Origin of the sequence: Pelomonas parva (genome assembly GCF_043555835.1) — a bacterium.
Lineage (GTDB): Bacteria > Pseudomonadota > Gammaproteobacteria > Burkholderiales > Burkholderiaceae_C > Pelomonas > Pelomonas parva.
In genome coordinates, this window is sequence record NZ_JBIGHV010000007.1 from 284938 (window position 1) to 306479 (window position 21542).

18 protein-coding genes are annotated in these 21542 nt (G+C 67.8%); 9 read left to right on the plus strand and 9 right to left on the minus strand.

Annotated elements, in window-relative coordinates:
- Positions 1-180 precede the first annotated feature (180 nt).
- From ACG00Y_RS19675 to ACG00Y_RS19695, 5 genes are all read left to right on the plus strand, one after another.
- Positions 181-1188, plus strand: a complete 1008-nt coding sequence (locus tag ACG00Y_RS19675; RefSeq protein ID WP_394481782.1) for an NAD-dependent epimerase — start codon at positions 181-183, stop codon at positions 1186-1188.
- A gap of 69 nt (positions 1189-1257) precedes the next feature.
- Positions 1258-2592 (plus strand): UDP-glucose dehydrogenase family protein, encoded by a 1335-nt coding sequence (locus tag ACG00Y_RS19680; RefSeq protein WP_394481784.1) that lies wholly within the window; start codon positions 1258-1260, stop codon positions 2590-2592.
- Positions 2593-2655: 63 nt separating this feature from the next.
- Positions 2656-3759, plus strand: a complete 1104-nt coding sequence (locus ACG00Y_RS19685) for a nucleotidyltransferase family protein (RefSeq protein WP_394481785.1) — start codon at positions 2656-2658, stop codon at positions 3757-3759.
- Between the two features lie 271 nt (positions 3760-4030).
- Entirely contained in the window at positions 4031-4312 is a 282-nt protein-coding gene (locus ACG00Y_RS19690) for a helix-turn-helix domain-containing protein (protein ID WP_394481786.1), read from the plus strand.
- 2 nt (positions 4313-4314) lie between these two features.
- On the plus strand, positions 4315-5646 hold the full coding sequence (locus ACG00Y_RS19695) for a type II toxin-antitoxin system HipA family toxin (RefSeq protein WP_394481788.1): 1332 nt from the start codon (positions 4315-4317) through the stop codon (positions 5644-5646).
- A gap of 80 nt (positions 5647-5726) precedes the next feature.
- On the opposite strand, the gene ACG00Y_RS19700 is transcribed toward ACG00Y_RS19695, so the two are convergent.
- From ACG00Y_RS19700 to ACG00Y_RS19725, 6 genes are read right to left on the minus strand one after another with little or no spacing between them, the layout of a single operon-like run.
- Complete coding sequence (locus ACG00Y_RS19700) at positions 5727-6857, minus strand: ROK family protein (RefSeq protein ID WP_394481789.1); 1131 nt, start codon at positions 6855-6857, stop codon at positions 5727-5729.
- Positions 6857-7567 carry a ribonuclease activity regulator RraA gene (locus tag ACG00Y_RS19705; protein WP_394481791.1) on the minus strand — a complete coding sequence of 237 codons (711 nt, stop codon included), beginning with the start codon at positions 7565-7567 and terminating at the stop codon, positions 6857-6859. Before ACG00Y_RS19705 ends, ACG00Y_RS19700 begins: the two co-directional genes overlap by 1 nt.
- Positions 7568-7591: 24 nt before the next feature.
- The gene (locus ACG00Y_RS19710) at positions 7592-8068 is read right to left on the minus strand and encodes a hypothetical protein (protein ID WP_394481793.1); all 477 of its coding nucleotides are present in this window, start codon (positions 8066-8068) and stop codon (positions 7592-7594) included.
- Positions 8069-8103: 35 nt separating this feature from the next.
- Positions 8104-9834, minus strand: a complete 1731-nt coding sequence (gene araD, locus ACG00Y_RS19715) for an L-arabinonate dehydratase (protein WP_394481794.1) — start codon at positions 9832-9834, stop codon at positions 8104-8106.
- On the minus strand, positions 9831-11243 hold the full coding sequence (locus ACG00Y_RS19720; protein ID WP_394481796.1) for an aldehyde dehydrogenase (NADP(+)): 1413 nt from the start codon (positions 11241-11243) through the stop codon (positions 9831-9833). The genes araD and ACG00Y_RS19720 overlap by 4 nt, the downstream gene beginning before the upstream one ends.
- A gap of 5 nt (positions 11244-11248) precedes the next feature.
- Entirely contained in the window at positions 11249-12400 is a 1152-nt protein-coding gene (locus ACG00Y_RS19725; protein WP_394481798.1) for an endo-1,4-beta-xylanase, read from the minus strand.
- 247 nt (positions 12401-12647) lie between these two features.
- Here ACG00Y_RS19725 and ACG00Y_RS19730 point away from each other — a divergent pair, with 247 nt between their 5' ends.
- Positions 12648-16325, plus strand: a complete 3678-nt coding sequence (locus ACG00Y_RS19730) for a glycosyl hydrolase family 8 (protein WP_394481799.1) — start codon at positions 12648-12650, stop codon at positions 16323-16325.
- 492 nt (positions 16326-16817) lie between these two features.
- On the opposite strand, the gene ACG00Y_RS19735 is transcribed toward ACG00Y_RS19730, so the two are convergent.
- Positions 16818-17177 carry a hypothetical protein gene (locus ACG00Y_RS19735; RefSeq protein ID WP_394481801.1) on the minus strand — a complete coding sequence of 120 codons (360 nt, stop codon included), beginning with the start codon at positions 17175-17177 and terminating at the stop codon, positions 16818-16820.
- A 125-nt stretch (positions 17178-17302) separates the two neighbouring features.
- Between ACG00Y_RS19735 and ACG00Y_RS19740 the strand changes: the two genes are divergently transcribed.
- The 3 genes from ACG00Y_RS19740 (at position 17303) to ACG00Y_RS19750 (ending at position 19947) form a co-directional block, all read left to right on the plus strand.
- Entirely contained in the window at positions 17303-17590 is a 288-nt protein-coding gene (locus tag ACG00Y_RS19740; RefSeq protein WP_394481950.1) for a M57 family metalloprotease, read from the plus strand.
- Between the two features lie 86 nt (positions 17591-17676).
- Positions 17677-18306, plus strand: a complete 630-nt coding sequence (locus ACG00Y_RS19745) for a zinc-dependent metalloprotease (protein WP_394481803.1) — start codon at positions 17677-17679, stop codon at positions 18304-18306.
- 81 nt (positions 18307-18387) lie between these two features.
- Positions 18388-19947, plus strand: a complete 1560-nt coding sequence (locus tag ACG00Y_RS19750) for a TonB family protein (RefSeq protein WP_394481805.1) — start codon at positions 18388-18390, stop codon at positions 19945-19947.
- Positions 19948-19987: 40 nt separating this feature from the next.
- Here the strand turns inward: ACG00Y_RS19750 and ACG00Y_RS19755 are convergent, their stop codons facing one another.
- Both ACG00Y_RS19755 and ACG00Y_RS19760 read right to left on the minus strand, forming a co-directional pair.
- Positions 19988-20677, minus strand: coding sequence for a hypothetical protein (locus tag ACG00Y_RS19755; protein WP_394481806.1), 690 nt, complete (start codon positions 20675-20677; stop codon positions 19988-19990).
- 132 nt (positions 20678-20809) lie between these two features.
- Positions 20810-21460 (minus strand): hypothetical protein, encoded by a 651-nt coding sequence (locus ACG00Y_RS19760; protein ID WP_394481807.1) that lies wholly within the window; start codon positions 21458-21460, stop codon positions 20810-20812.
- Positions 21461-21542 lie beyond the last annotated feature (82 nt).

Consider the following 21542-nt stretch of genomic DNA (forward strand, 5'->3'; position numbering starts at 1 on the left):
AGACCTGAAACGGATTGCAACGGTCGCGCTTGCAGTCCTGTGAATGGGCCGTTAGGTGTGCCGGCGCCAGGTCCTTCGTTGTCACCGCCTCGGTTGTAGGGGTGGGCGAAGGTTTGAGCGTGTCGCGGCTGTTGGACAATCGCGCGCACAAAGTTCACCCGCGCAGCTTAGGAACCCATCGTGAAAGTTCTTGTCACCGGCGCCGCCGGCTTCATCGGCATGCATGTCAGCCAGATCCTGCTGGCGCGCGGCGACCAGGTCGTGGGGCTGGACAACCTGAACGATTACTACAGCGTCCAGCTCAAGCATGACAGGCTGGCGCGGCTGACGGGCAAGCCGGGCTTCAGCTTCGTGAAACTGGATGTGGCGGACCGCGAGGGCATGGCCAAGCTCTTCGCCGAGGAGCGCTTCGACCGGGTGGTGCACCTGGCCGCCCAGGCCGGCGTGCGGTATTCCATAGAAAACCCGCACGCCTACATCGACAGCAACATCGTCGGTTTCACCAACATCCTGGAGGGCTGCCGCCACAGCGGCGTGCAGCATCTGGCTTATGCGTCCAGCTCCAGCGTGTACGGCGGCAACACGCTGATGCCGTTCTCCGAGCATCACAGCGTCGACCATCCCATCAGCCTCTACGCCGCGACGAAGAAGGCCAACGAGCTGATGGCGCACACCTACTCGCACCTGTTCGGGTTGCCGACGACGGGCTTGCGCTTCTTCACGGTGTACGGGCCTTGGGGCCGGCCGGACATGGCGCTGTTCCTGTTCACCAAGGCCATCATCGAAGGGCGGCCCATCAACGTGTTCAACCACGGCAAGATGATTCGCGACTTCACCTACATCGACGACATCGCTGAAGGCGTGGTGCGCGTGCTGGACCGCACGGCCACCGCCGACCCTGGCTACAACCCCGACCAGGCGGACCCGGCGCGCTCCAGCGCGCCTTATCGCATCTTCAACATTGGCAACCATGCGCCCATCCAGTTGATGAGCTTCATCGAGGCCATCGAGCAGTCGGTGGGGCGCGAGGCGGTGAAGAACTTCATGCCCATGCAGGACGGCGACGTGCCGGCAACGCATGCGGATGTGGAGGAGCTGGCGGCCTGGACGGATTTCCGGCCCGAGATGCCGGTGCCTGAGGGCATCAAGCGGTTTGTCGCCTGGTATCGGGACTACTACAAGGTTTGAGCCGGTCGCTCCGTCGGCCCGTCACGTGCTTGCGTTACAAGTGCCCGTAACGTTTTTTGAGGTCCAAGTATGAAAGTTACCGCCATCGGCACCGGCTATGTCGGCCTGGTCACCGGCGCCTGCCTGGCCGAGATGGGCAACCATGTGGTGTGCCTGGATGTGAACCCGGAGAAGATTCGCATCTTGAACGAGGGCCAGATCCCCATCCACGAGCCTGGCCTGCTGGAAGTGGTGCGCCGCAATGTGGAGGCCGGTCGCCTGCAGTTCACGACCGATGTGGACATGGCCGTGCAGCACGGCACGATGCTTTTCATCGGTGTGGGCACGCCGCCGGATGAAGATGGCTCGGCGGACCTGCAATACGTCGTTGCCGCAGCCCGCTCCATCGGCCAGCGCATGACGGACTACAAGGTCATCGTCGACAAGAGCACGGTGCCCGTGGGCACGGCCGACAAGGTGAGGGCGGCCGTCAAGGAAGAGCTGGTCAAGCGCGGCCTGGGCGACATGGCCTTCGCCGTCGTCTCCAACCCGGAGTTCCTGAAGGAAGGCGCTGCGGTCGAGGACTTTTCCAAGCCGGACCGCATCATCGTCGGCTCCGACGACGAACAGGCCACGCTGCTGATGCGCGCGCTGTACGCGCCGTTCAACCGCACGCAGGATCGCATGGTGGTCATGGACGTGCGCAGCGCCGAGTTCACCAAGTACGCGGCCAACGCGATGCTGGCAACGCGCATCAGTTTCATGAACGAGCTGGCTCTGTTGGCCGAGCGCGTGGGAGCGGACATTGAACTGGTGCGCCGCGGTATCGGCTCCGATCCGCGCATCGGCTATCAATTCCTTTACGCCGGTGCCGGCTACGGCGGCTCTTGCTTCCCGAAGGACGTGAAGGCGCTCGTCAAGGCCGCGTCCGACGCTGGCATCCCGCTCAAGGTGCTGACGGCCGTGGAAGAGGCCAACGAGCGCCAGAAGCACGTGCTGGTGGACAAGGTTGTCGCGCGCTTCGGCAGCGACCTCAAGGGCCGCCGTTTCGCGATCTGGGGCCTGGCCTTCAAGCCCAACACCGACGACATGCGTGAAGCGCCTTCCCTGGTCATCATTGACGAACTGACGAAGCGCGGTGCGACGGTGGCGGCCTATGACCCGGTCTCCATGCCCGAGACGGCCCGCGTGCTGGGGCCGCGCGACGACGTGACCTTGGTGGACCGCGCCGAAGCTGCCCTGCAGGGCGCTGATGCCTTGTTGATCGTCACCGAGTGGAAGGAGTTCCGCACGCCGGACTTCGACGCCATCAAGGGCTCGCTGAAGGCACCGGTCGTGTTCGACGGCCGCAACCTCTACGACCCCAAGCTGATGAAGGCGCTGGGCATTGAGCACTACGGCATCGGTCGCGGCGCCACGGTCTGAAGTGGGCTGGGCAGGCGCGCGGCTTGCTAGGCATTCGTTGTTGTACTGACGAGGGAAGTAGAAATGGCAAAAGCAATGATCCTGGCTGCGGGCCAGGGCACGCGGGTGCGGCCGCTGACGAAGCACACACCCAAGCCCATGGTGCCCATCCTGGGCAAGCCGGTGATGGAGTACCTGGTCGAGCATCTGGCGCGTTATGACGTGAAGCAGATCATGGTCAACGTGGCCTTCATGCACTGGAAGATCGAGAACTACTTCGGCTCCGGGCATCGCTGGGGCGTCGAGCTTGGCTACTCCTACGAAGGCGTGCGGGAGCAGGGCGAGGTGGTGTGCAAGCCGGTGGGCTCGGCCGGCGGCATGCGCAAGATCCAGGACTTCGGCGGCTTCTTCGACGAGACCTTCATCGTGCTGTGCGGTGACGCGGTGATCGATCTGGACATTGCTGCCGCCGTGGCCGAACACAAGGCCAAGGGTGCGATCGCCAGCGTGGTGACCTTCGAGGTGCCGCGCGAGCAGACCAAGAACTACGGCATCGTTGTCGCCGATGCTGAAGGCCGGGTGACGTCCTTCCAGGAAAAGCCCAAGCCCGAGGACGCCAAGAGCCTGCTGGCGTCGACGGGCATCTACATCTTCGAGCCGGCCGTGCTGGACCTGATTCCGCCGGGCGTGGAGTTCGACATCGGCAGCCAGCTGTTCCCGCTGCTGGTCGAGAAGGGCCTGCCATTCTTCGCGCAGAACCGGTCCTTCAACTGGATCGACATCGGCCGCGTGACCGACTACTGGGCTGTGACCCAGCAGGTGATGGCCGGTGGCGTGGCCCAGATGGACATGCCGGGTCGCGAGGTCAAGCCACAGGTCTGGGTTGGCCTGAACACGTCGGTGGATTGGGACAGGGTGCTGATCGAGGGGCCGGTCTATATCGGCTCCAACGTGCGTATCGAGCCCGGCGCCAAGATCATCGGCCCGACCTGGATCGGCCATGGCTCGCATGTGCGTGGCGGCGCCACTGTCGAGCGTTCGGTGCTGATCGAGCACACCCGCATCGGCGAGGGCATGACGGTGCGCGAGATGATCATTTCGCCGCATTATTGCGTCGACCGCAGCGGCCACACCAGCTATGTGGGCGACGAGGCACGGCCATTGCGCTGGGGTGATGCGCGCGCCTGACCTGGCTGGCTCCATTGAATGCACGCTCCGTGAACTGACAGGTCGATGGACGCCTTGAGGCTCTTGGCCTGACTTGCTTGACTGCCCTCGTAGACAGACCGTCTCGGGGGCTTTTTGTTGGCTGACATTTGTCCTTCAGGTCATCGGGCGCTTGAGCGGTTCGATCGTCTGATCAGTCCGAAAACATCGCCAATGGCGACGTTTGGCGCTTATCGCTGATGGCGATATATTTCGAGTATCGGTATTGGCGATATATTGGCAGCCTCGACCTATGAACCAGATCCTCTCCGTTCCCAGCCAGGTTGGTCTTGTCCTTCGAGCCGTGCGCAAAAGCGCCAAGCTCAGCCAGAAGCAGCTGGCCGCAAAACTTGGACTGAGCCAGAACCGTGTGTCCGAGTTGGAGACCGACCCGGACTCCATGCGGGTGGACCAGCTCCTTGCCGTCATGGCTGTGCTGGGCCTTGAATTGCAGGTGCAGACTCGGGTCGGCCCGCCATCTACCGGCAGCGAGGGCCGTGTGGGCGTGCCGACCGGTGGCAACGTGGAGTGGTAAGCATGGGGCGTCCAACGCACGCCAGGGCGCTATCGGTCTGGGCCAACGGCGAGCGGGTGGGCACCTGGACCATCCCTGCGCGTGGCGAGATGGAGTTCGTCTACGACCCGGGCTGGATGGCTTCGGAGGCAGGTCGCCCGCTGTCGCTGTCCATGCCCTTCACGGGCGCGCAGGCCTTGCGCGGCACGCTGGTCAACAACTACTTCGAGAACCTGCTGCCCGACAGCGAGTCCATCCGAAAGCGCTTGGCCACCCGGTTCAGAACCGACACGCTGGAGGCATTTGACCTGCTGGAGGCCATCGGGCGTGATTGCGTGGGCACCGTCCAACTGCTCGGCGCTGACGAGTCGCCGGTCAACGTCGCAACCCTTGAGGGCACGTCGCTCAGCGATGGTGAGGTGGAGGCGCTGCTGCTGGCGGCAGCGGGTTCAGGCGAGCAGTTGGGCGGAGAAGATGACGACTTTCGAATCTCGCTTGCGGGCGCCCAAGAGAAGACGGCGCTCTTGTGGCATGACGGCCAGTGGAAGCGTCCCCATGGCTCCACCCCGACCTCGCACATCCTGAAACTGCCCATCGGGCTGGTGGGTGCGCGCAAGGCCGACTTCGGCACGTCGGTGGAGAACGAGTGGCTCTGCATGGAGCTGATGCGAGAGCTCGGGCTGCCGACGGCCAAGACCGAGATTCTCCAGTTCGGGGGGCAGAAGGTTCTCTGCGTCGAGCGATTCGACCGCCAGATGCACTCCTCGGGCACGTGGCTGCTGCGCATCCCCCAGGAGGATTTCTGCCAAGTCAGTGGCACGGCGCCCCACCGCAAGTACGAGGCCGATGGCGGGCCCGGCATCGCGGACATCGCCCGTGTTCTCGCTGGCTCCGTGAACGCGCAAGCCGACCTCAGGAATTTTCTCAAGACGCAACTGCTTTTCTGGATGATGGCCGCCCCCGACGGACACGCCAAGAACTTCAGCCTGCGCATCTTGCCGCGCGGCCGCTACGCGCTCACGCCGCTCTACGACGTGATGTCCATCTGGCCCGTTGAAGGAAACGGCGCAAGCCAGTTCTCCTGGCACAAGGCCAAGCTCGCGATGGCGCTGCAGAGCAAGAACCGGCACTACAACTTCAAGGACATCCAGCGTCGCCACTTCAACGCGACGGCTGCAAAGTTCTTTCAGCGCGAAAGTGCGGAAGACGTCATCGAAGAGGTGCTGAAGGACCTCGAGGGAGCGATCACGGCCGTCGCAGCCCGACTGCCTGCCGGCTACCCGGAGAGGGTGGCGACCCCCATCTTCGCGGGCCTGCGGCGCACGGCCAAATTGCTTGCCGGCTCGGCACCCTGAGCCATGTGAGCCCAGTGGGCGGGTCATGACCCGCCGTTTGGTGGCGTCATGCCGACCGGCTTGGCGGGTCGCGACCCGCCCTACGCCAACGTCGGCTGCGTCAACCGATACCCCGCCAGCGCCGCCGCCCCCACGGCGATCGCATCCGCCCCGAAGCGGGCCACGCGCAGCGTCGGCTCGGGCAGGCGAGCCGCCTGGGCGTACTGCTGCAGCGTGGCACGCACCGGCCCCAGCAGGGCATCGCCCAACGCAACGGCCGGGCCGCCCAGCACGATGCACGCGGGGTCGTAGGCCACGGCCAGGTTCTGCAGCAGCACACCCAGGTATTGCCCAGCCTTGGCCAGGTCAGGGGCATCCCCGTCCTGTTGCATGAGGGCCCGGTTGCCGATCAACGCCTCCGCGCAGCCACGGCGGCCACAGGAGCACAGCGGGCCGTCGATCTGCAACACCATGTGGCCCACCTCGCCGGCCAGGCCGCGCGCGCCGGTCAGCAGCCGGCCGCCCACGACGAGGCCTGCGCCGACGCCTTCGCCGACAAGCACCAACAGTAGCGGGTCGGCCGAGGGCCCAGGGTTGAACTCGGTCTCGCCCAAGGCGGCAACGTCGGCGTCGTTCTGCATGAACACGGGTACGCCGGACAACGGCGTGCCCTGCAGTGCCTCCCGCAGCAGGGCGCCGAAAGGCGCCTGGTGCCAGTGCACGTGCGGTGCGAAGACGAGCTGGTCGCCAGCCTGGTCCACGCCACCGGGCAGGCCCACGCCGATGCCGATGATGCGTTGCGCCTCGCCGCACTCGGCCGCCACGTCCAGCATCGTGTGGGTCAGCTCCTGGATGCAGGCCTGAACGTCCAGGCTGGTGTCGTAGCTGGCGCTCTGGGCCTGCAGGACCTCGCCGGTCAGCGAGGTCAGCACCACGCGCACAACGCCAATGCCGACCTGGGTGCCCAGCAGCAGCAGCCGCGTCGGGTCGACGAACAGCGGCGTCGGGCGGCGGCCGATGTCGCCGGTGACGATGACGTCGCGCTCCACCAACCAGCCCTCGTCGATCAGTTCACGCGCCAGCGCACTGACGGTGGACTTGGTCAGGCCGAGGGCATGGGCCAGGTCCACGCGCGACTGACCCGGCTGCACGCGTAACTGGCGGATCAGCGCCATGCGGTTGCCGCGCTTGAGCTGGGCCTGTCCGCTGCTGCTCTCGGCTTTCATCAGCATCAACGGCCTTTGGTTTGGCGCCAGGCGGCAAAGAGGCCGGCGACGTCGGGGTCGGTGGGCGGGTACAGGCCCAGCACGCTGCGGCCGGCCATGACGGTCTCCTGCACGAAGTCCTCGAACACGGTCATCTCGACGGCTTCGTTGGCGATGTCGTCCGCCAGATGGGCCGGGATGACGATGACGCCCTCGGCATCGCCGACGACGATGTCACCTGGGAACACCGGCGCATCACCGCAGCCGATGGGTTCGTTGATGGCGATGGCCTGGTGCAGCGTCAGGTTGGTGGGCGCGCTGGGGCGCGAGTGGTAGGCCGGCATCGTGTACTTGGCGATGTCGGGGCTGTCGCGGAAGCCGCCGTCGGTGACGACACCGGCCGCGCCGCGCACCATCAGCCGCGCGACGAGGATGCCGCCTGCCGAGGCTGCGCGGGCGTCCTTGCGGCTGTCGATGACGAGCACGGCACCGGCCGGGCATTCCTCGACGGCCACGCGCTGCGGATGGGTACGGTCCTTGAAGACCTCGATGCCGTTCAAGTCCTCGCGCGCCGGCATGTAGCGCAGCGTGTAGGCGGGGCCGACCATGTTGGGCAGGCCGGGGTTCAGCGGCAGCACGCCCTGGATGAACTGGTTCTTCAGGCCGCGCTTGAACAGCGCCGTGCACAGCGTGGCGGTGCTGACGCCCATCAGCTTCTTGCGGGTATCGGGATTCATGGCGAGGTCTCTAGGAATCTTGGATCAGTGGGGCGCGCCGATGGCGCGATAAAACTGTTCGAGGTGGCGGCGCCGGGCGAGAAAGGTGTCGAGGGGCTCCAGCGTCAATTCAGCGTAGGCGATGTCCTGAACCCAGAACGTCGCGTTCATGGTGCTCGGCCGATCAACGACGCACACGCTCGCAGCCTTGAGCGCCGTGACGCTGCGTTCAGCCGGTGCCGGAGGGTTGCGAAAGCTGATCGTGCCATCGGCGGCGGCGTCCCATGCCTCGATGCGGCGCTGGAGGGTCGTGGCCACGCCGTTCTTCTCCTTCGCCCAGATCTCGAAGTGGCCCGACTTGTCGGGTTGAAGGATCAGCAGGACAGCCACACCGTCACCGAGTGCCGAGACGCCGGCCCAACTCCCCGCCAGCTGTTCGGCCTTGCAGGGCCCGACGCGCGGCGACACCGCTGCACAGGACAGGCTGGTCAACAGCAGCGACAGCCCGATGCTCGGCTTCATGGCGCTGCGATGACTGCGGCGTCGATGCATGAGGATCAGTAGATGACAGGCTCGGGCACCGGCGCGCCGAACTGGGTTTCAAGGAAGTCGAAGTCGCAGCCCTCGTGGGCCTGCAAGATATGGCGGCCGAACATCCAGCCGTAGCCGCGCTCGTAGCGCGCGGGCGGCGGCGTCCAGGCGGCGCGGCGGGCGGCGAGCTCCTCGTCGCTGACTTCGAGGTGGATGGTCCGGCCCGGCACGTCGACGGTGATGCGGTCGCCCGTCTTGACGAGTGCCAGCGGGCCGCCGACGAAGGCCTCGGGGCTGCAGTGCAGCAGGCAGCCGCCGTAGCTGGTGCCGCTCATGCGCGCGTCGGATAGGCGCAGCATGTCGGTCACGCCTTGCTTCAAGAGCTTGGTGGGGATGGGCAGCATGCCCCACTCAGGCATGCCGGCGCCCTTGGGGCCGGCGTTGCGCAGCACGAGGATGTCGTCGCCGGTAACGTCCAGGTCGGGGTCGTCGACGGCCGCTTTCAGGCTCGGGTAGTCGTCGAACACCAGCGCCCGGCCGGTGTGCTGCAGCAGGTGCGGCGCGACGGCGCTGGGCTTGATGACGACGCCGTCGGGCGCGAGGTTGCCGCGCAGCACGGCCAGCGCGCCCTCGGCGTAGATGGGCTTGTCCAGCGGGCGGATGACGTCGGCGTTGAAGACCTCGGCGCCTTCGATGTTGTCGGCGACGGTCTTGCCGTTGACGGTCCGCGCAGTGAGGTCCAGCTTGTCGCGCATGACGTTCATCATGGCCGGCAGGCCGCCGGCGTAGAAGAAGTCTTCCATCAGGTAGTGGTCGCCGCTGGGCCGGATGTTGGCGATGACGCCGACGTGGCGGCTGGCCGCGTCGAAGTCGTCCAGCGTCACGGGCAGGCCGGCGCGGCGGCTGATGGCCACCAGGTGAATGATGGCGTTGGTGCTGCAGCCCATGGCCATGGCGACGGCGATGCCGTTGGCGAAGCTGCCGGCGCTCAGCATCTTGGCGGGCGTCAGGTCGTCCCACACCATCTGCACGATGCGGCGGCCGCATTCGGCGGACATGCGCGTGTGGTTCGCGTCCGGCGCCGGGATGCTGCTGGCGCCCGGCAGCGTGAAGCCGATGGCTTCGGCGATGCCCATCATGGTCGCGGCCGTGCCCATCGTCATGCAGGTGCCGTGGCTGCGGGCGATGCCGGCTTCCATCTCCGCCCAGGCCTGGTCAGACAGGCGGCCGGCGCGGCGTTCGTCCCAATACTTGAAGGCGTCGCTGCCGCTGCCCAGCACCTGGCCACGCCAGTTGCCGCGCAGCATGGGGCCGGCGGGCAGGTAGATGCAGGGCAGCCCCATGCTGATGGCGCCCATCAGCAGGCCGGGCGTGGTCTTGTCGCAGCCGCCCATCAGCACGGCGCCGTCGACCGGATGGCTGCGCAGCAGCTCCTCGGTCTCCATCGCCAGGAAGTTGCGATACAGCATGGAGGTCGGTTTGACCATGCTCTCGCTGAGCGAGATCGCCGGCAGCTCCAGCGGCCAGCCGCCCGCCTGCAGGATGCCGCGCTTGACGTCCTCCACCCGCTGCTTGAAGTGGGTGTGGCACTGGTTGGCATCGCTCCAGGTGTTGACGATGGCGATGACCGGCTTGTTGATGAAGTCCTCGGGCCCATAGCCCATCTGCAGCACGCGGCTGCGGTGGCCGAAGGAACGGAAGTCGTCCTTGGCGAACCAGCGCGCGCTGCGCAGGTCTTCCACTTTCTTCACGCTCATGCCTGGCCTCGCGCGGCGATCAGCCAGCCCGGCGCGTCCTGCAGCGCGACGGGACGCAGGAAGCGCTCCATCGCCGCATAGCCGACGCTGGTGGTGAGCGCGTTCGTCGTCGACGGCCACGGGCCGCCGTGCTGCTGTGCGGCGGTGACGGCCACGCCGGTCGGCACGCCGGCAAACAGCACGCGGCCGGCGATGGCCTGGGCCGCGCGCACCAGCTCGCGGTTGTCGGCCGTGTCTTCGTCGGCGCCCCAGAGCGTGACGGTCAGCGTGCCCTCGACGGCATGCAGCACCTGCAGCGTCTCGGCCGCGTCGCGCACGGTGACGATGACGCAGCTGGGGCCGAAGACTTCCTCTCGCAGCACTTCATCGGCCAGGAAGCTGGCGGCATCGGTGGCGACGAGGTGGGCGCCCGGCGCCGTCTCGCGGGCGGGCAGGGCCAGCAGCGACTTCACGCCAGCGCGACCGTGCAGGCGGGCCACGCCGGCATTGAAGCCGGCGCGGATGGCGGCATTCAGCATCGCGTGCGGGTTGGCAGCGGCCAGCGCCTCGGCCAGCTGCTTGACGAAGGCCTGGCTGGCCTCGTCGTCGCGCACGATGACGACGCCGGGGCTGGTGCAGAACTGGCCGCAGCCCATGGCGATGCTGCCGGCCAGCTGAGTCGCCAGCGCCGCGCCGTTGGCAGCCAGCGCGCCGGGCAGGGCGACGACCGGGTTGATGGAACCCAGCTCGCCGTAGAACGGGATGGGCCGCGGGCGGGCATTGGCCTCGCGCCACAGCGCCACGCCGCCGCGCACGCTGCCGGTGAAGGCGGCGGCGGTGATGGCCGGGTCGCGCACCAGCGCCACGCCGACCGGGATGCCCGCGCCTTCCACCATCTGCAGCACACCGGCCGGCAGCACGGCCGTGGCCAGCTCGAACACGGCGCGCGACAGCAGCGGGTGGCCCGGATGAGCCTTGACGACGACCGTGCAGCCGGCGGCCAGCGCCGAGGCCGTGTCGCCGCCCAGCACGCTGAACGCGAACGGGAAGTTGCTGGCCGCGAACATGGCCACCGGGCCGACCGGCACGGCAATGCGTGTCAGGCGCGGGCGGCCGGCGGGTGGGGCACCGGGCACGGCGGGGTCGTCTTGCACCGGCTGGGCGCGGCCGGCCTCGATCTGGTCGGCAAAGCCGCGCAGCTGGAAGCAGGTGCGGTCCAGCTCTCCATTCAGACGCACGGTACCGAGGTGGGTTTCTTCATCGGCCAGCGGCACGAGGGCTTCGCGTGCGGACTGCAGCGAATCGGCCAGCGCCCGCAGCAGCGCGGCGCGCTGCACAACGGGCGCGGCGGCCCAGCCTGGGGCTGCCTGGGAAGCGGCTTCGCAAGCCGCGCGGATCTGGTTGGGGGAACTGTCGGTGAGCGTCGTCATGAGATTCAGCGCGCTGGCATGGCGCGCAGCGCGTCGGCCAGCGCCTGGCGCAGCGGTGTCGGGTTGAATTGGTCGTCGTAGGGCAGGCCGCGCTTGGGCAGTTTGTCATCCCTGGGCTCGAAGCCATGCAGCCAGGTGTACTTGTTGGACAAGCCCCAGCACAGGAAGCGGCGCAGGCGCGGGGCAGCCAGGGTCACGTCCAGCCAGTCGCGCGCAAAGGCGGCCACCTCGGCATCGCGCGGCGCGATGTCGGCAGGCAAGCCGCGGTCGTTGACATCGAACTCGGTGACGAGCAGGTCGAGGCCCAGCGCCTGGACGTCGTCGAGGAAGCGGCGCCATTCGGCCGCGCGCTCGGCGGGCATGTCTTTGGGCGTGCCCGGCTTGGGGTGGCCGATGTGCGCCTGCAGGCCCAGCGCCTGCACGGGCGTGCCGCGGCGCTTGAGCTCGGTCAGCAGCCGCAACACGCCGGCGCGGTGCTTGGCGCCTGCGGCGCCCCAGTCCATGTAGTCGTTGTAGACCAGCTCGGCCTTGGGCGCCTGCTCACGCGCGAGGCGGAAGGCCAGGTCGATCTGCGCCACGCCACCCTCGCTGCCACCGCCGAAGGGGGCGCTGAAGACGTTGCGGTGCATCTCGCCCGTCTCCGGGTGCACGGCCTCGTTCACCACGTCCCAACTCTCGATGCGTTCGCCATAGTGGCGGCAGGTGGCAGTGATGTGCTCGGTCAGCAGCTGCGTGGCCGCCTTGCCGTCGCCGGCGCCGTAGTTCAGCGCATTGACCCAGGCGGGCAGCCACTTCGGTTCGAACCACACCAGCGCATGGCCGCGCAGGGCCATGCCCAGCCCCTCGGCCCACGCGAACATCTCATCGGCCGCACGGAAGTCATACGGCTTGGACGGATCACGCCGCAACCACTGCCATTTCGTTTCGTTCTCGCACACGAACACGCTGCATTCGCGGCCGACAAGCTCACGGTAAGCCGTGTCGCGGAACGGGGCTCGGGGGCCGGAGTTGCCCACCGCGCTGCCGAAGCGCACCCCTTTGGCCCGGGCCAACTGGTCCAGCGTGGCCCCGCTGCTCTGTGCGGCGAGGCTGGCGAGGGGCGCAGTTCCGGTGCTAAGGGCGAGTGCCTGCACGAGGCAGCGGCGGGAGATCGTCATCTTGATTTGCGAACGTCTTTGATGATTGGTATCGCTATCATAGACTTTGGTTCGGCGATCAAATTTAGTGGTTTCCCAGGTTATATATTAGAACATCAAGCCGTTTAAACTGCCCATGTTCGCGCAACCATGAGCTGCAATGATTTCCTTTGACACCCTCCACCGCCCCGCGCGACTCGCTGTTCTCAGAGGACTCGTCGTCGGGATTCTCCTCGGCGCGGGAGCCGGTGGGGTGCTTGCCTGCACCATGCCGGCCTCGATCTGCGCCAGTGATGCCGGCCAGAGCTTCGGCCTGGTGCGTGCCGGCCAGCCGGCCGCTGTGATTGTCGAAGCCGGGGCCGACCCGGCGCTGCGCCACGTGGGCCGCAGTTTCGCCGCCGACCTCGGGCGGGTGGCCGGCCGCGAGGCGCTGCAGTTGAGCGGCCTGGCGGGCGCCGGCCGTGAGGTGGTGGTCATCGGCCAGCTGGGCCGCAGCCCGCTGGTGGACGGGCTGGTGGCCGCCGGCAGGATCAAGGCGGCCGACCTGAAAGGGCAGTGGGAAGCCTTCCGCCAGGTCGTCGTCGACAAGCCCTTCCCGGGCGTGGAGCGGGCGCTGGTCATCGCCGGCTCGGACCGCCGCGGCGCGGTGTTCGGTGCCTACGACCTGTCGGCGCGCATCGGCGTCAGCCCCTGGCACTTCTGGGCGGATGTGCCGGTCGAGAAAAAGACTGACGTGTTCGTCACGGCCGGCCAGCGCGGCGACCAGCCGCACGTCAAGTACCGCGGCATCTTCATCAACGACGAGGCGCCCGCGCTCACCACCTGGGCGCAGAAGAAGTTTGGCGGCACCAACGCCAAGATGTACACGCATGTGTTCGAGCTGCTGCTGCGCTTGAAGGCCAACTACCTGTGGCCGGCGATGTGGCCGCCGCGCGCCTTCCTGGCCGACGACCCGCAGAACATGGTGCTGGCCGACGAGATGGGCATCGTCATGGGCACCTCGCACCACGAGCCCATGAGCCGCGCGCACGACGAGTGGCAGCGCAACAAGGGCGGTGCCTGGGATTACGCCAAGAACGCGCCGCAGCTGCGCGAGTTCTGGCGCGGCGGCATCCAGCGCATGATGGGCCGGCCCGACGGCACGGCCTTCGACACGCTGGTGACGGTCGGCATGCGCGGCGACGGCGACGAGCCGATGAGCGAGCACACGGCCACCACGCTGCTGGAAGGCATCGTCAAGGATCAGCGCCAGATCATTGCCGATGTGACGAAAAAGCCTGCCGAGCAGACGCCGCAGATGTGGGCGCTCTACAAGGAAGTGCAGGACTACTACGACGCTGGGCTGAAGGTGCCCGACGACGTGCTGCTGCTGTTCGCCGACGACAACTGGGGCCAGATCCGCCGCCTGCCCGAGCCTGGGGCCAAGCGTCCCGGCGGCTACGGCGTGTACTACCACTTCGACTACGTCGGTGCGCCGCGCAACTACAAGTGGCTGAACACCAACCAGATCGAGAAGGTCTGGCAGCAGATGGACCTGGCGCGAGAGCACGGTGCCGATGCGCTGTGGATCGTCAACGTCGGTGACATCAAGCCGGTGGAGTACCCCATCCACTTTTTCCTCGACATGGCCTGGGCGCCCAAGGCCATGACGCCAGACGCGCTGAATGCCTACCCGCAGGCCTGGGCGGCGGCCACCTTTGGCACGGCCCAGGCGGCCGAGATCGCCGAGCTGGTCACGCGCTACGCCCAGTACGCCGCGCGCCGCAAGCCGGAGCTGATCGACCCGGGCACCTTCCCGCTGGGCAGCGCGACCGCCGATGCGCTGGATGGCGGCGACTTCGGCCGTCGGGTGGCCGAGTGGGATGCGCTGGAAGCGCGCGTCGCCAAGGTCAAGGCCGGGCTGCGCGCGGACCAGCTCGACGCCTACTTCCAGCTGGTCGAGCACCCCGTCATCGCGCTGGGCAATCTGTACCGGCTGTACTACGCGGCGGCCTGGAACAACAAGCTCGCCAAGGCCGGTGACCCGCGCGCCAACGTCTTCGCCGACCGCGCCGAGGCCGCCTTCGCACGCGACCGGGCCATCCGTGACCAGTACCACGCCCTCGCGGGCGGCAAGTGGGACGGCATGATGCTGCAGACCCACATCGGCTACACAAACTGGCAGCAGCCGGACAAGGACATCATGCCGGCCGTGCAGCGTGTGGCCGGCACGGCCGATGCGTCGGCGGTGCAGCGGCAGCTCACTGCCACGAAGCAGGGTGCTGCGGCTGATGGCCACGTCATCGAAGCCACGCAGTTCGCCCGCGCCAGCAGCGCCAAGGGCCTGACCTGGACCGCCATTCCCAACCTGGGCCACGGCCAGGGCGCCGTCCTCGCGCTGCCGCAGGGCCGCGCGCCCACGACGGTGGCCGACAACGTGCGCCTGGAGTACGACGTGGATCTGGCGCAGCCCGGCAGCTGGACGCTGCAGCTGCACATGCTGCCCACGCTGGACGTGCGCAAGATCGGTGGTGTCCGCGTGGCCGTGGCCATCGGCGACCGTCCCGCGCAAACGCTGACGCTGAACCTGACCCCCACGCCCAACGCCGCCGACACCAAGGAGAAGCGGGACTGGTACAGCGCCGTCATCGGCAACGGCTTCGTGCTGCGCGCCGATGCGGTCACGCTGCCGGCGGGCCGGCACGTCATCCGCGTCTGGCGGCTGGACGACAACGCGCTGCTGCAGAAGCTGGTGCTGCAGCCCGGCACGCAGCGTGGCACGGTGGCGACGGCCGGTGCTGCGGAAAGCGGCGAGTACCGCAACCTGCTGCGCGAGCTGCGGCCGGATATCAGCGAGGCCGACATCACCGCCAAGCTGGCCGGTTATTGGAAGTCGCTGTTCGAGGGCGGCAAGGACCAGCGCATCGTCTTCCCCGCCGCGCCAACGCCTGACGGCCCGGCGTCCTATGTGCTGGACGTGGGCAACGACGACGTGCGCAGCGAAGGCATGTCCTACGGGATGATGATTGCTGTGCAGATGGGCCGCAAGGCCGAGTTCGACGCGCTGTGGAACTGGACCTGGACGCACATGCGCTACCGCTCCAGCCCGCGCCAGAGCTACTTCCGCTGGCAGTGCAAGCCCGAGGGCTGTGCCGGTTTCGGCAAGAACGCCGTGCCCGCCTCCGACGGCGAGGAGTACATGGCCACCGCGCTGCTGATGGCCGCGTCGCGCTGGGGCAGCGGCACCGGCGTGTACAACTATGAGGCCCAGGCGCAGGAGATCCTGACGGCCATGCTGCACAAGGAGACGATGAACGGCGGTATCAAGGAAGGCGCGCGCTCGATGTTCTCGCCCCAGCACGGCCAGGTCGTCTTCGTGCCGGTGGGCGACGCGGCCGACTTCAGCGACCCGTCCTACCACCTGCCCGCCTTCTACGAGATCTGGGCGCGCCGCGCGGCCAAGGCCGAGGACCGTCAGCGCTGGCGCGAGATTGCCGACATCAGCCGCGCCTACTTCAACAAGGCCGCCCACCCCAAGACCGGCCTGACGCCCGACTACGCGCATTTCGACGGCCGCCCCAAGGTGCTGGAGGGCCACGAGGACTTCCGCTACGACGCCTTCCGCACGGCGGTGAACTGGAGCGTGGACCAGGCCTGGTGGGGCAAGAACTCGGCCGCTGCCGGGCTCAGCACCAAGCTGCTGAGCTTCTTCGCTGCTCAGGGGGCCGGTGGCAAGCCCTATCCCCACCTCTACACACTGGACGGCAAGCCGCTGAACGACGAGCCCTCCAAGGGGTTGATGTCCAGCAATGCCGTGGCCGCGCTGCTCGTCGACAAGTCCCTGGGCAAGCGCTTCGTCGACGACTTCTGGGCGCTGGCACCGCCCACCGGCCAGTGGCGCTACTACGACGGCCTGCTGCAGTTCATGAACCTGCTGCACATCACGGGGCGGTTCAAGGCCTGGTGAGATTCAGCTGCGCCAACGTGCAGGGCGGCGAGCCCGGGGGCAGCCTCGCGTTCGCAGTGTCACCGCCGCGCACTCGGTGCGCTCAACCGAGGGATGCCAGCAACCCATACGCCGGGGCCTCTCGCGCGGAGCGCGCATGATGCCAGATGAGCCTCCAGGAGGCTGTCGGGCCCGAAGACTGTCCTTCAAGCGTCATGCTGGTCGCCCAAGCCTGCGTCGTCGGCAAGTTCAGTGGGCGTCAGGAATGTGTTAGGGGCGCAGGCTCAATGGCGCCTACGCGCGCGAAAAATCGCTGCCGAAGCTGTTGTTGAGCTCCAGCAGCGATATCCCGGGCAGGGATTGAACGCATTGGACACGGTCCATGATCACTGCTTGCTCCGTATTGTTTTCGGAGCCTGCGCTCTCTCAGTTTACTGGCTTATGGTGCAAGCCTGCGGAGATTGCATTCTGGTTGGAGCAATGATTTGGACCGATGCCCATGGTTGGTTTGCGTTAATCCCAGCCGCCATACTGGCTAGTGTTGGGGCTGGATAGTGTGCCGTTGTTGCAGGTGAAGGTGTACTCATAACCTTGCCACGGGGCCGGTGGCTGCCAAGGGGCGGTCCAAGACATGTGCTGCACGGTTGAGGGTATGGAAACGCTCTCACCGTCGGCCAGGGCAGGGATACTCCAGTAGTAGTAGAGCGTCATATCGTCTTCAGCGTACCCGGCTTCGCGGCAGCCGCCATCCTCGTTATGCGAAGGTGCATAATAAGGTTGTGCCCCAGAGTTGGCGTAGGAGGCAATTGCCGGGATTGCTATCAAGACGTTTGCCGTGGCGGCCAACAAAAGCGAAACGAGCGATTTTTTCATCTGTCTTCCTCTTTTCTCTGAATTGAGATTGCGGGGATCAAACTTCCGATGCCGCTGGTCTCCCGGAAATGCTCTAGCATTTCGGCAGCGGCAGCCGATACTAGCGATGCCATGCGAGCGTTACAATCAACGCGATGATTGTTTCCCAAGGCGACCAACTGTCCTGCGCCGGTATCAAAAGGGGATTTTTTAGCAGCCGATCTACGGTGACACATGCTATAGGTCAGGGACTGGACGACCTGATGGGCGAGCTGATGGCCTTCGTCGTCACGCACGAAGTGGGGCACTCGCTGGGCTTCCCTCACAACATGAAGAGCAGCTCCCTGTACCCGGTGGCCAAGCTGCGCGACCTGCAGTGGCTCAAGGCCATGGGCCACACACCGTCGCTGATGGACTACAGCCGTTTCCACTAGGTGGCGCAGCCCGAGGACAAGGTCGACCCCGCGCTGCTGATCCCGAAGATCGCGCACTAGGACGTCTTCGCCACCGCTGGGGCTACATGCCCATCGCCAGCGCCAAGACGCCCGAGCGAGACCGCCAGCAGCTCAACCTGTGGGCGCGCGAGCAGGACGCGACGCAGTGGCTGCTCGACGCGGCAATAGTCCTGCGCCTGAGCCTGTCGGAGGGGTCCCAATCGCTGAGCATGGGTCAGCGCGGCCTGCTGCGCCAGCTGCTCGCCCCGTCGCGCACGCAGCGCCTGATGGCCCAGGAGGCCCAGCTTGGCGCCCGGGCCTACCGGCTGGAGGACTTGCTGGCCGACCTGCGCCGCAGCGTGTTCACCGAACTGCCCGGCGGCGCGGCTATTCCCGCAGCGCGCCGCAACCTGCAGCGCCACTATGTCGACACGCTGACTGCACGCCTCAGCATCGCCAACCCGCTGGGCCAGGACGACGGCCAGGCCGGCGTGCGGGCGGAGTTGGTCGAGCTCAAGGGCGTGGTCGGTGCCGGCGCCGCACGCGGCGACCGCACGCGGCGGGCCCACCTGCAGGGCCTGGCCGACAGCATCGCCAAGGCGCTGGACCCGCGCTTCGCGCCTTCGACCAACCCAGCGGCGACCTTGATCCGCATCGGCTACCAGGGCGATGACAGCGAGGCCCCGCACGCCTGCTGGCCCGGGCACGAGCACTGAGCACCGACGCCAGGACCCGGCTTTGAGGGGGCGGGCGCGCCCCGGCCTGCGCGCGCTGGCGCTGACAATCGCGCCGATGGCATGCAGGCAGATGGAATCAAGGCGGGAGACGGCGACGTGGGCATGAGCGTCGCCGTGGCCGGCTGGCCCCACCCGGGCCGCAGCCGGCGGCTGCCGCCGTCCGTGCTGGTGTCGCTGGTGGCGCACGGCTTGCTGCTCAGCCTCACTTTCGGCGGTGACGGCGCCGGGCGGGCGGGCCTGGGCCTGCCGTGGCAAGCCGAGGCGACAGACCTGCGCGTCGTGCTGAACGCCGACGTGGCGCCGCCCGCAGTGGCTGCACCGCCGGTGCCGGAAGTCCTCGCGCCAGCGCTGTCGCGCGAGGCCGCGAAGGCGCCGGGCGACGAGGCGCCAGAAGTCCTGCCGCCGCCGCCCCCGGTCGATGCCCCGCCCGTGCTGGCCGTCGAGCGTCCGGTCGCCGCGGCCTGGGCCGTGCCCGCCGCGTCGGCGGCATCCGCCGTGCCGCCGCCTGTCGTGGCGACCATGGCCAGCGCATCCAGCCCCGCCGTCGAACGCCTGACCCGGCCCAGGGAGCCCCGGCTGGCGCAAAGCGAGCGCGAGGCCGGCGAACACACGGCCGAGCTGGCGCGCGTGGAGGCCGAGCGCCAGCAGATCAAGGCGGCGCCATCGGTGTTCGCGGCGGCATCCGGCACGGCCGTGGAAGCGCTGCGCCGGCCCGCCCCGGCGACCCGCGCGCCGGTCGCCATCGATGCGCGCGAGCGGTCGGCGGAGCTGGCCCAGCTCGATGCCTCACGGCTGGAGATCCGTTCGGCGCCGGCGGTGCTGTCGGCCGCGTCGGCGCCGGCGGTGCAAGCGCTGCGCCGGGCCAGCGAGAGCCTGCGGCCGCGCGAGACCCGCGAACGCAGCGCCGAGCTGGCGAGCCTGGAGGCGTCGCGGCTGGATGGTGCGCAAGGCGTCCAGCAGGTCGAGGCGGCGCGCGCTGAAGGCTTGCGGCAGGAGGCGGCCCGGGCCGACGCGGCACGCCAGGATGCCGCCCGCGCCGAGGCCGCCCGCCAGGCCGCCGCGCGCCAGGAAGCAAGCCGGCTGGAGGCCGTGCGCCAGGAGGGCCTGCGCATCGAGGCCGCCAGGCTGGCAGCCGCCCAGGCGCAAGCACAAGCCCAGGCGCAGGCCGAGGAAGAGCAGCGCGAAGCCCGCAAGCGCGCCATCGGCCGCCAGCTCGACGCGGAGGCCGCCCAACGTGACGCTGACCGCAAGCGGCCCGACTGGGTGCCGGCGCGCCGCGGCCGGCTGCTGGGCCGCATCGACGCGAATGCCGAGTTGGCGGCCTACGGCGAGACCTGGGGGCGCAAGATCGAGTCCAACATCACCGTCGAGACCGCGCGCGACGTGGCCCGGCAGCCGCACACCGACGCGGTCGTCACGGTGGCGGTGCGCAGCAACGGTTCGGTGGAGAGCATCACCTTCGTGCGCTCCAGCGGCGTGCCGGCGGTGGACGAGGCCATCACGCGCATCGTGCGCAGCCAGGAGAACTACCCGGCCTTCCCGGCCGCGCTGCTGAAGGACTTCGACGTGGTCGAGATCCGCCGCACCTGGCATTTCGACATGGCGGTGCGGCTGTACTGAGGCCGCCTTGGTGTGCGGGTGGTGGCGCGCCAGCCGAGTGTCAAGCGCAGGCCGCGATGCGCCGTACCTCGATGCCCAGTAGCCCGGTGCGCACCCACACGCACCATGGGCTGCCCAGCGGCACGCGCTCGTAGCTGGCTGCGTCCACACGCACGGCGACGGTGCGCTCGGCCCCGGCGATCAGCAGCGTCGGCGACTGGCGCCGGCCGGCCAGGTATTTCTGCGCGATCGGGCCCTGATCCGCCAGCCGCGCTGCCGACAGCTGCAGCCCGTTGGCCTGCACCGCCAGGGCAGCCCCCATCACCAGCCCCAGCGCCAGGCACATCCACAGCGAGGCGCGGCGGATGCAGGCCCACAGCGTCAGGCCAAGCGCCAGCATGGCCAGCAGACTGGCCGTCAGCAGCTCCGGTCCGGCGATGACGTCGTAGGAGCCCAGCGCGCGCAGCGCCAGCCCCAGCGCGACCACCGCCACCGGGCCGAGCAGCTGGATGCGGTTGGGGTCGGGCTGGCGCAGCCGGCTTTGCAGGCGGAAGCGGTCCGGGTGGCGCGCGGCCAGCGCCGCCAGCAGCAGCATGAAGCCCAGGGCAGTGACGATCTGCGCGGCGTCCCGATCCGGGTCGGCCAGCGTCCAGGCGCCAAGGGCCAGGGCCAGCGCCCACAAGCCGGCCCGCCCCCAGCGTGCGACGGGTTCCACCGGCAGGCCGTGGCGGAGTGGCGGGCGCAGAGACATGGGTTGGAGATGCGGGCAACAACGCTGCCGCATTCTCCGGGGCAGCGAAAGTGGGGCAGCGGCCGTCGCCCGTGGTCGGGTGCCTCAACCCCGGGGAGCAGCAAGAACCCCGGCGACGTGATTCAGTCCGAACTATTCAGACGGCACATGGGGCAGGAGGTTCAGTTTGCTGATGATGGGGGTTCCGTACTTTGCCCAGTTGTCATCCCACGTTTCGACGGGACTCTCGAACGTAAAGACGTTGACGCGGTCCGTGGCGTTGTTCGCGATGATGAACTTGTGGACGATGACGGGCACCAGGCCTGGCGGCGCATCGCGATAGCGGAAGAAGGTTTGCTCAACGTCGCCCTGAGACTTCTGCTCGAACATCAAGACGTCCTCTGCCTTGTGCTTGTCAACAATTGGCTTCAGATAGCCGAGCACGAACCGTTTGGCCGGGATGCCGCGAATGCGTTGACTGCCGCTGATGAGTTCAATGGTTGCGCCGAGTTCGAAATGCTGGGTACGCGAGAAGTCCTCGGGACTCGTTGCGTAAGTGGACATCGCAACCCCTGCAAGGTCCTGCGTCATCTCACGCGCCTTCCAAGCTGCCGGCTTCAGGAAGACGACGTTCTTGTACAGCTGCCAGTTGAAGCCCTCTGGAGGTGCGAGAAGCTGAGACTTCATGGCCTCCTGCACCTGACTCTTCGTCGGCGCCGTTGTTGCGGCGGTCTGTGCAGAGGCAAGGGGCAGGCACGAAAACAGGGCAGCTGTCAGCGCGGCGAGTTTCAGTGATGAAGCCATGGTTGGATCATCCCTGAGAAACACGAGGCTGGACGCGCCTGGAACGCGTCGCAGGTTCACTTGACCAACCGGCGATAGGCAA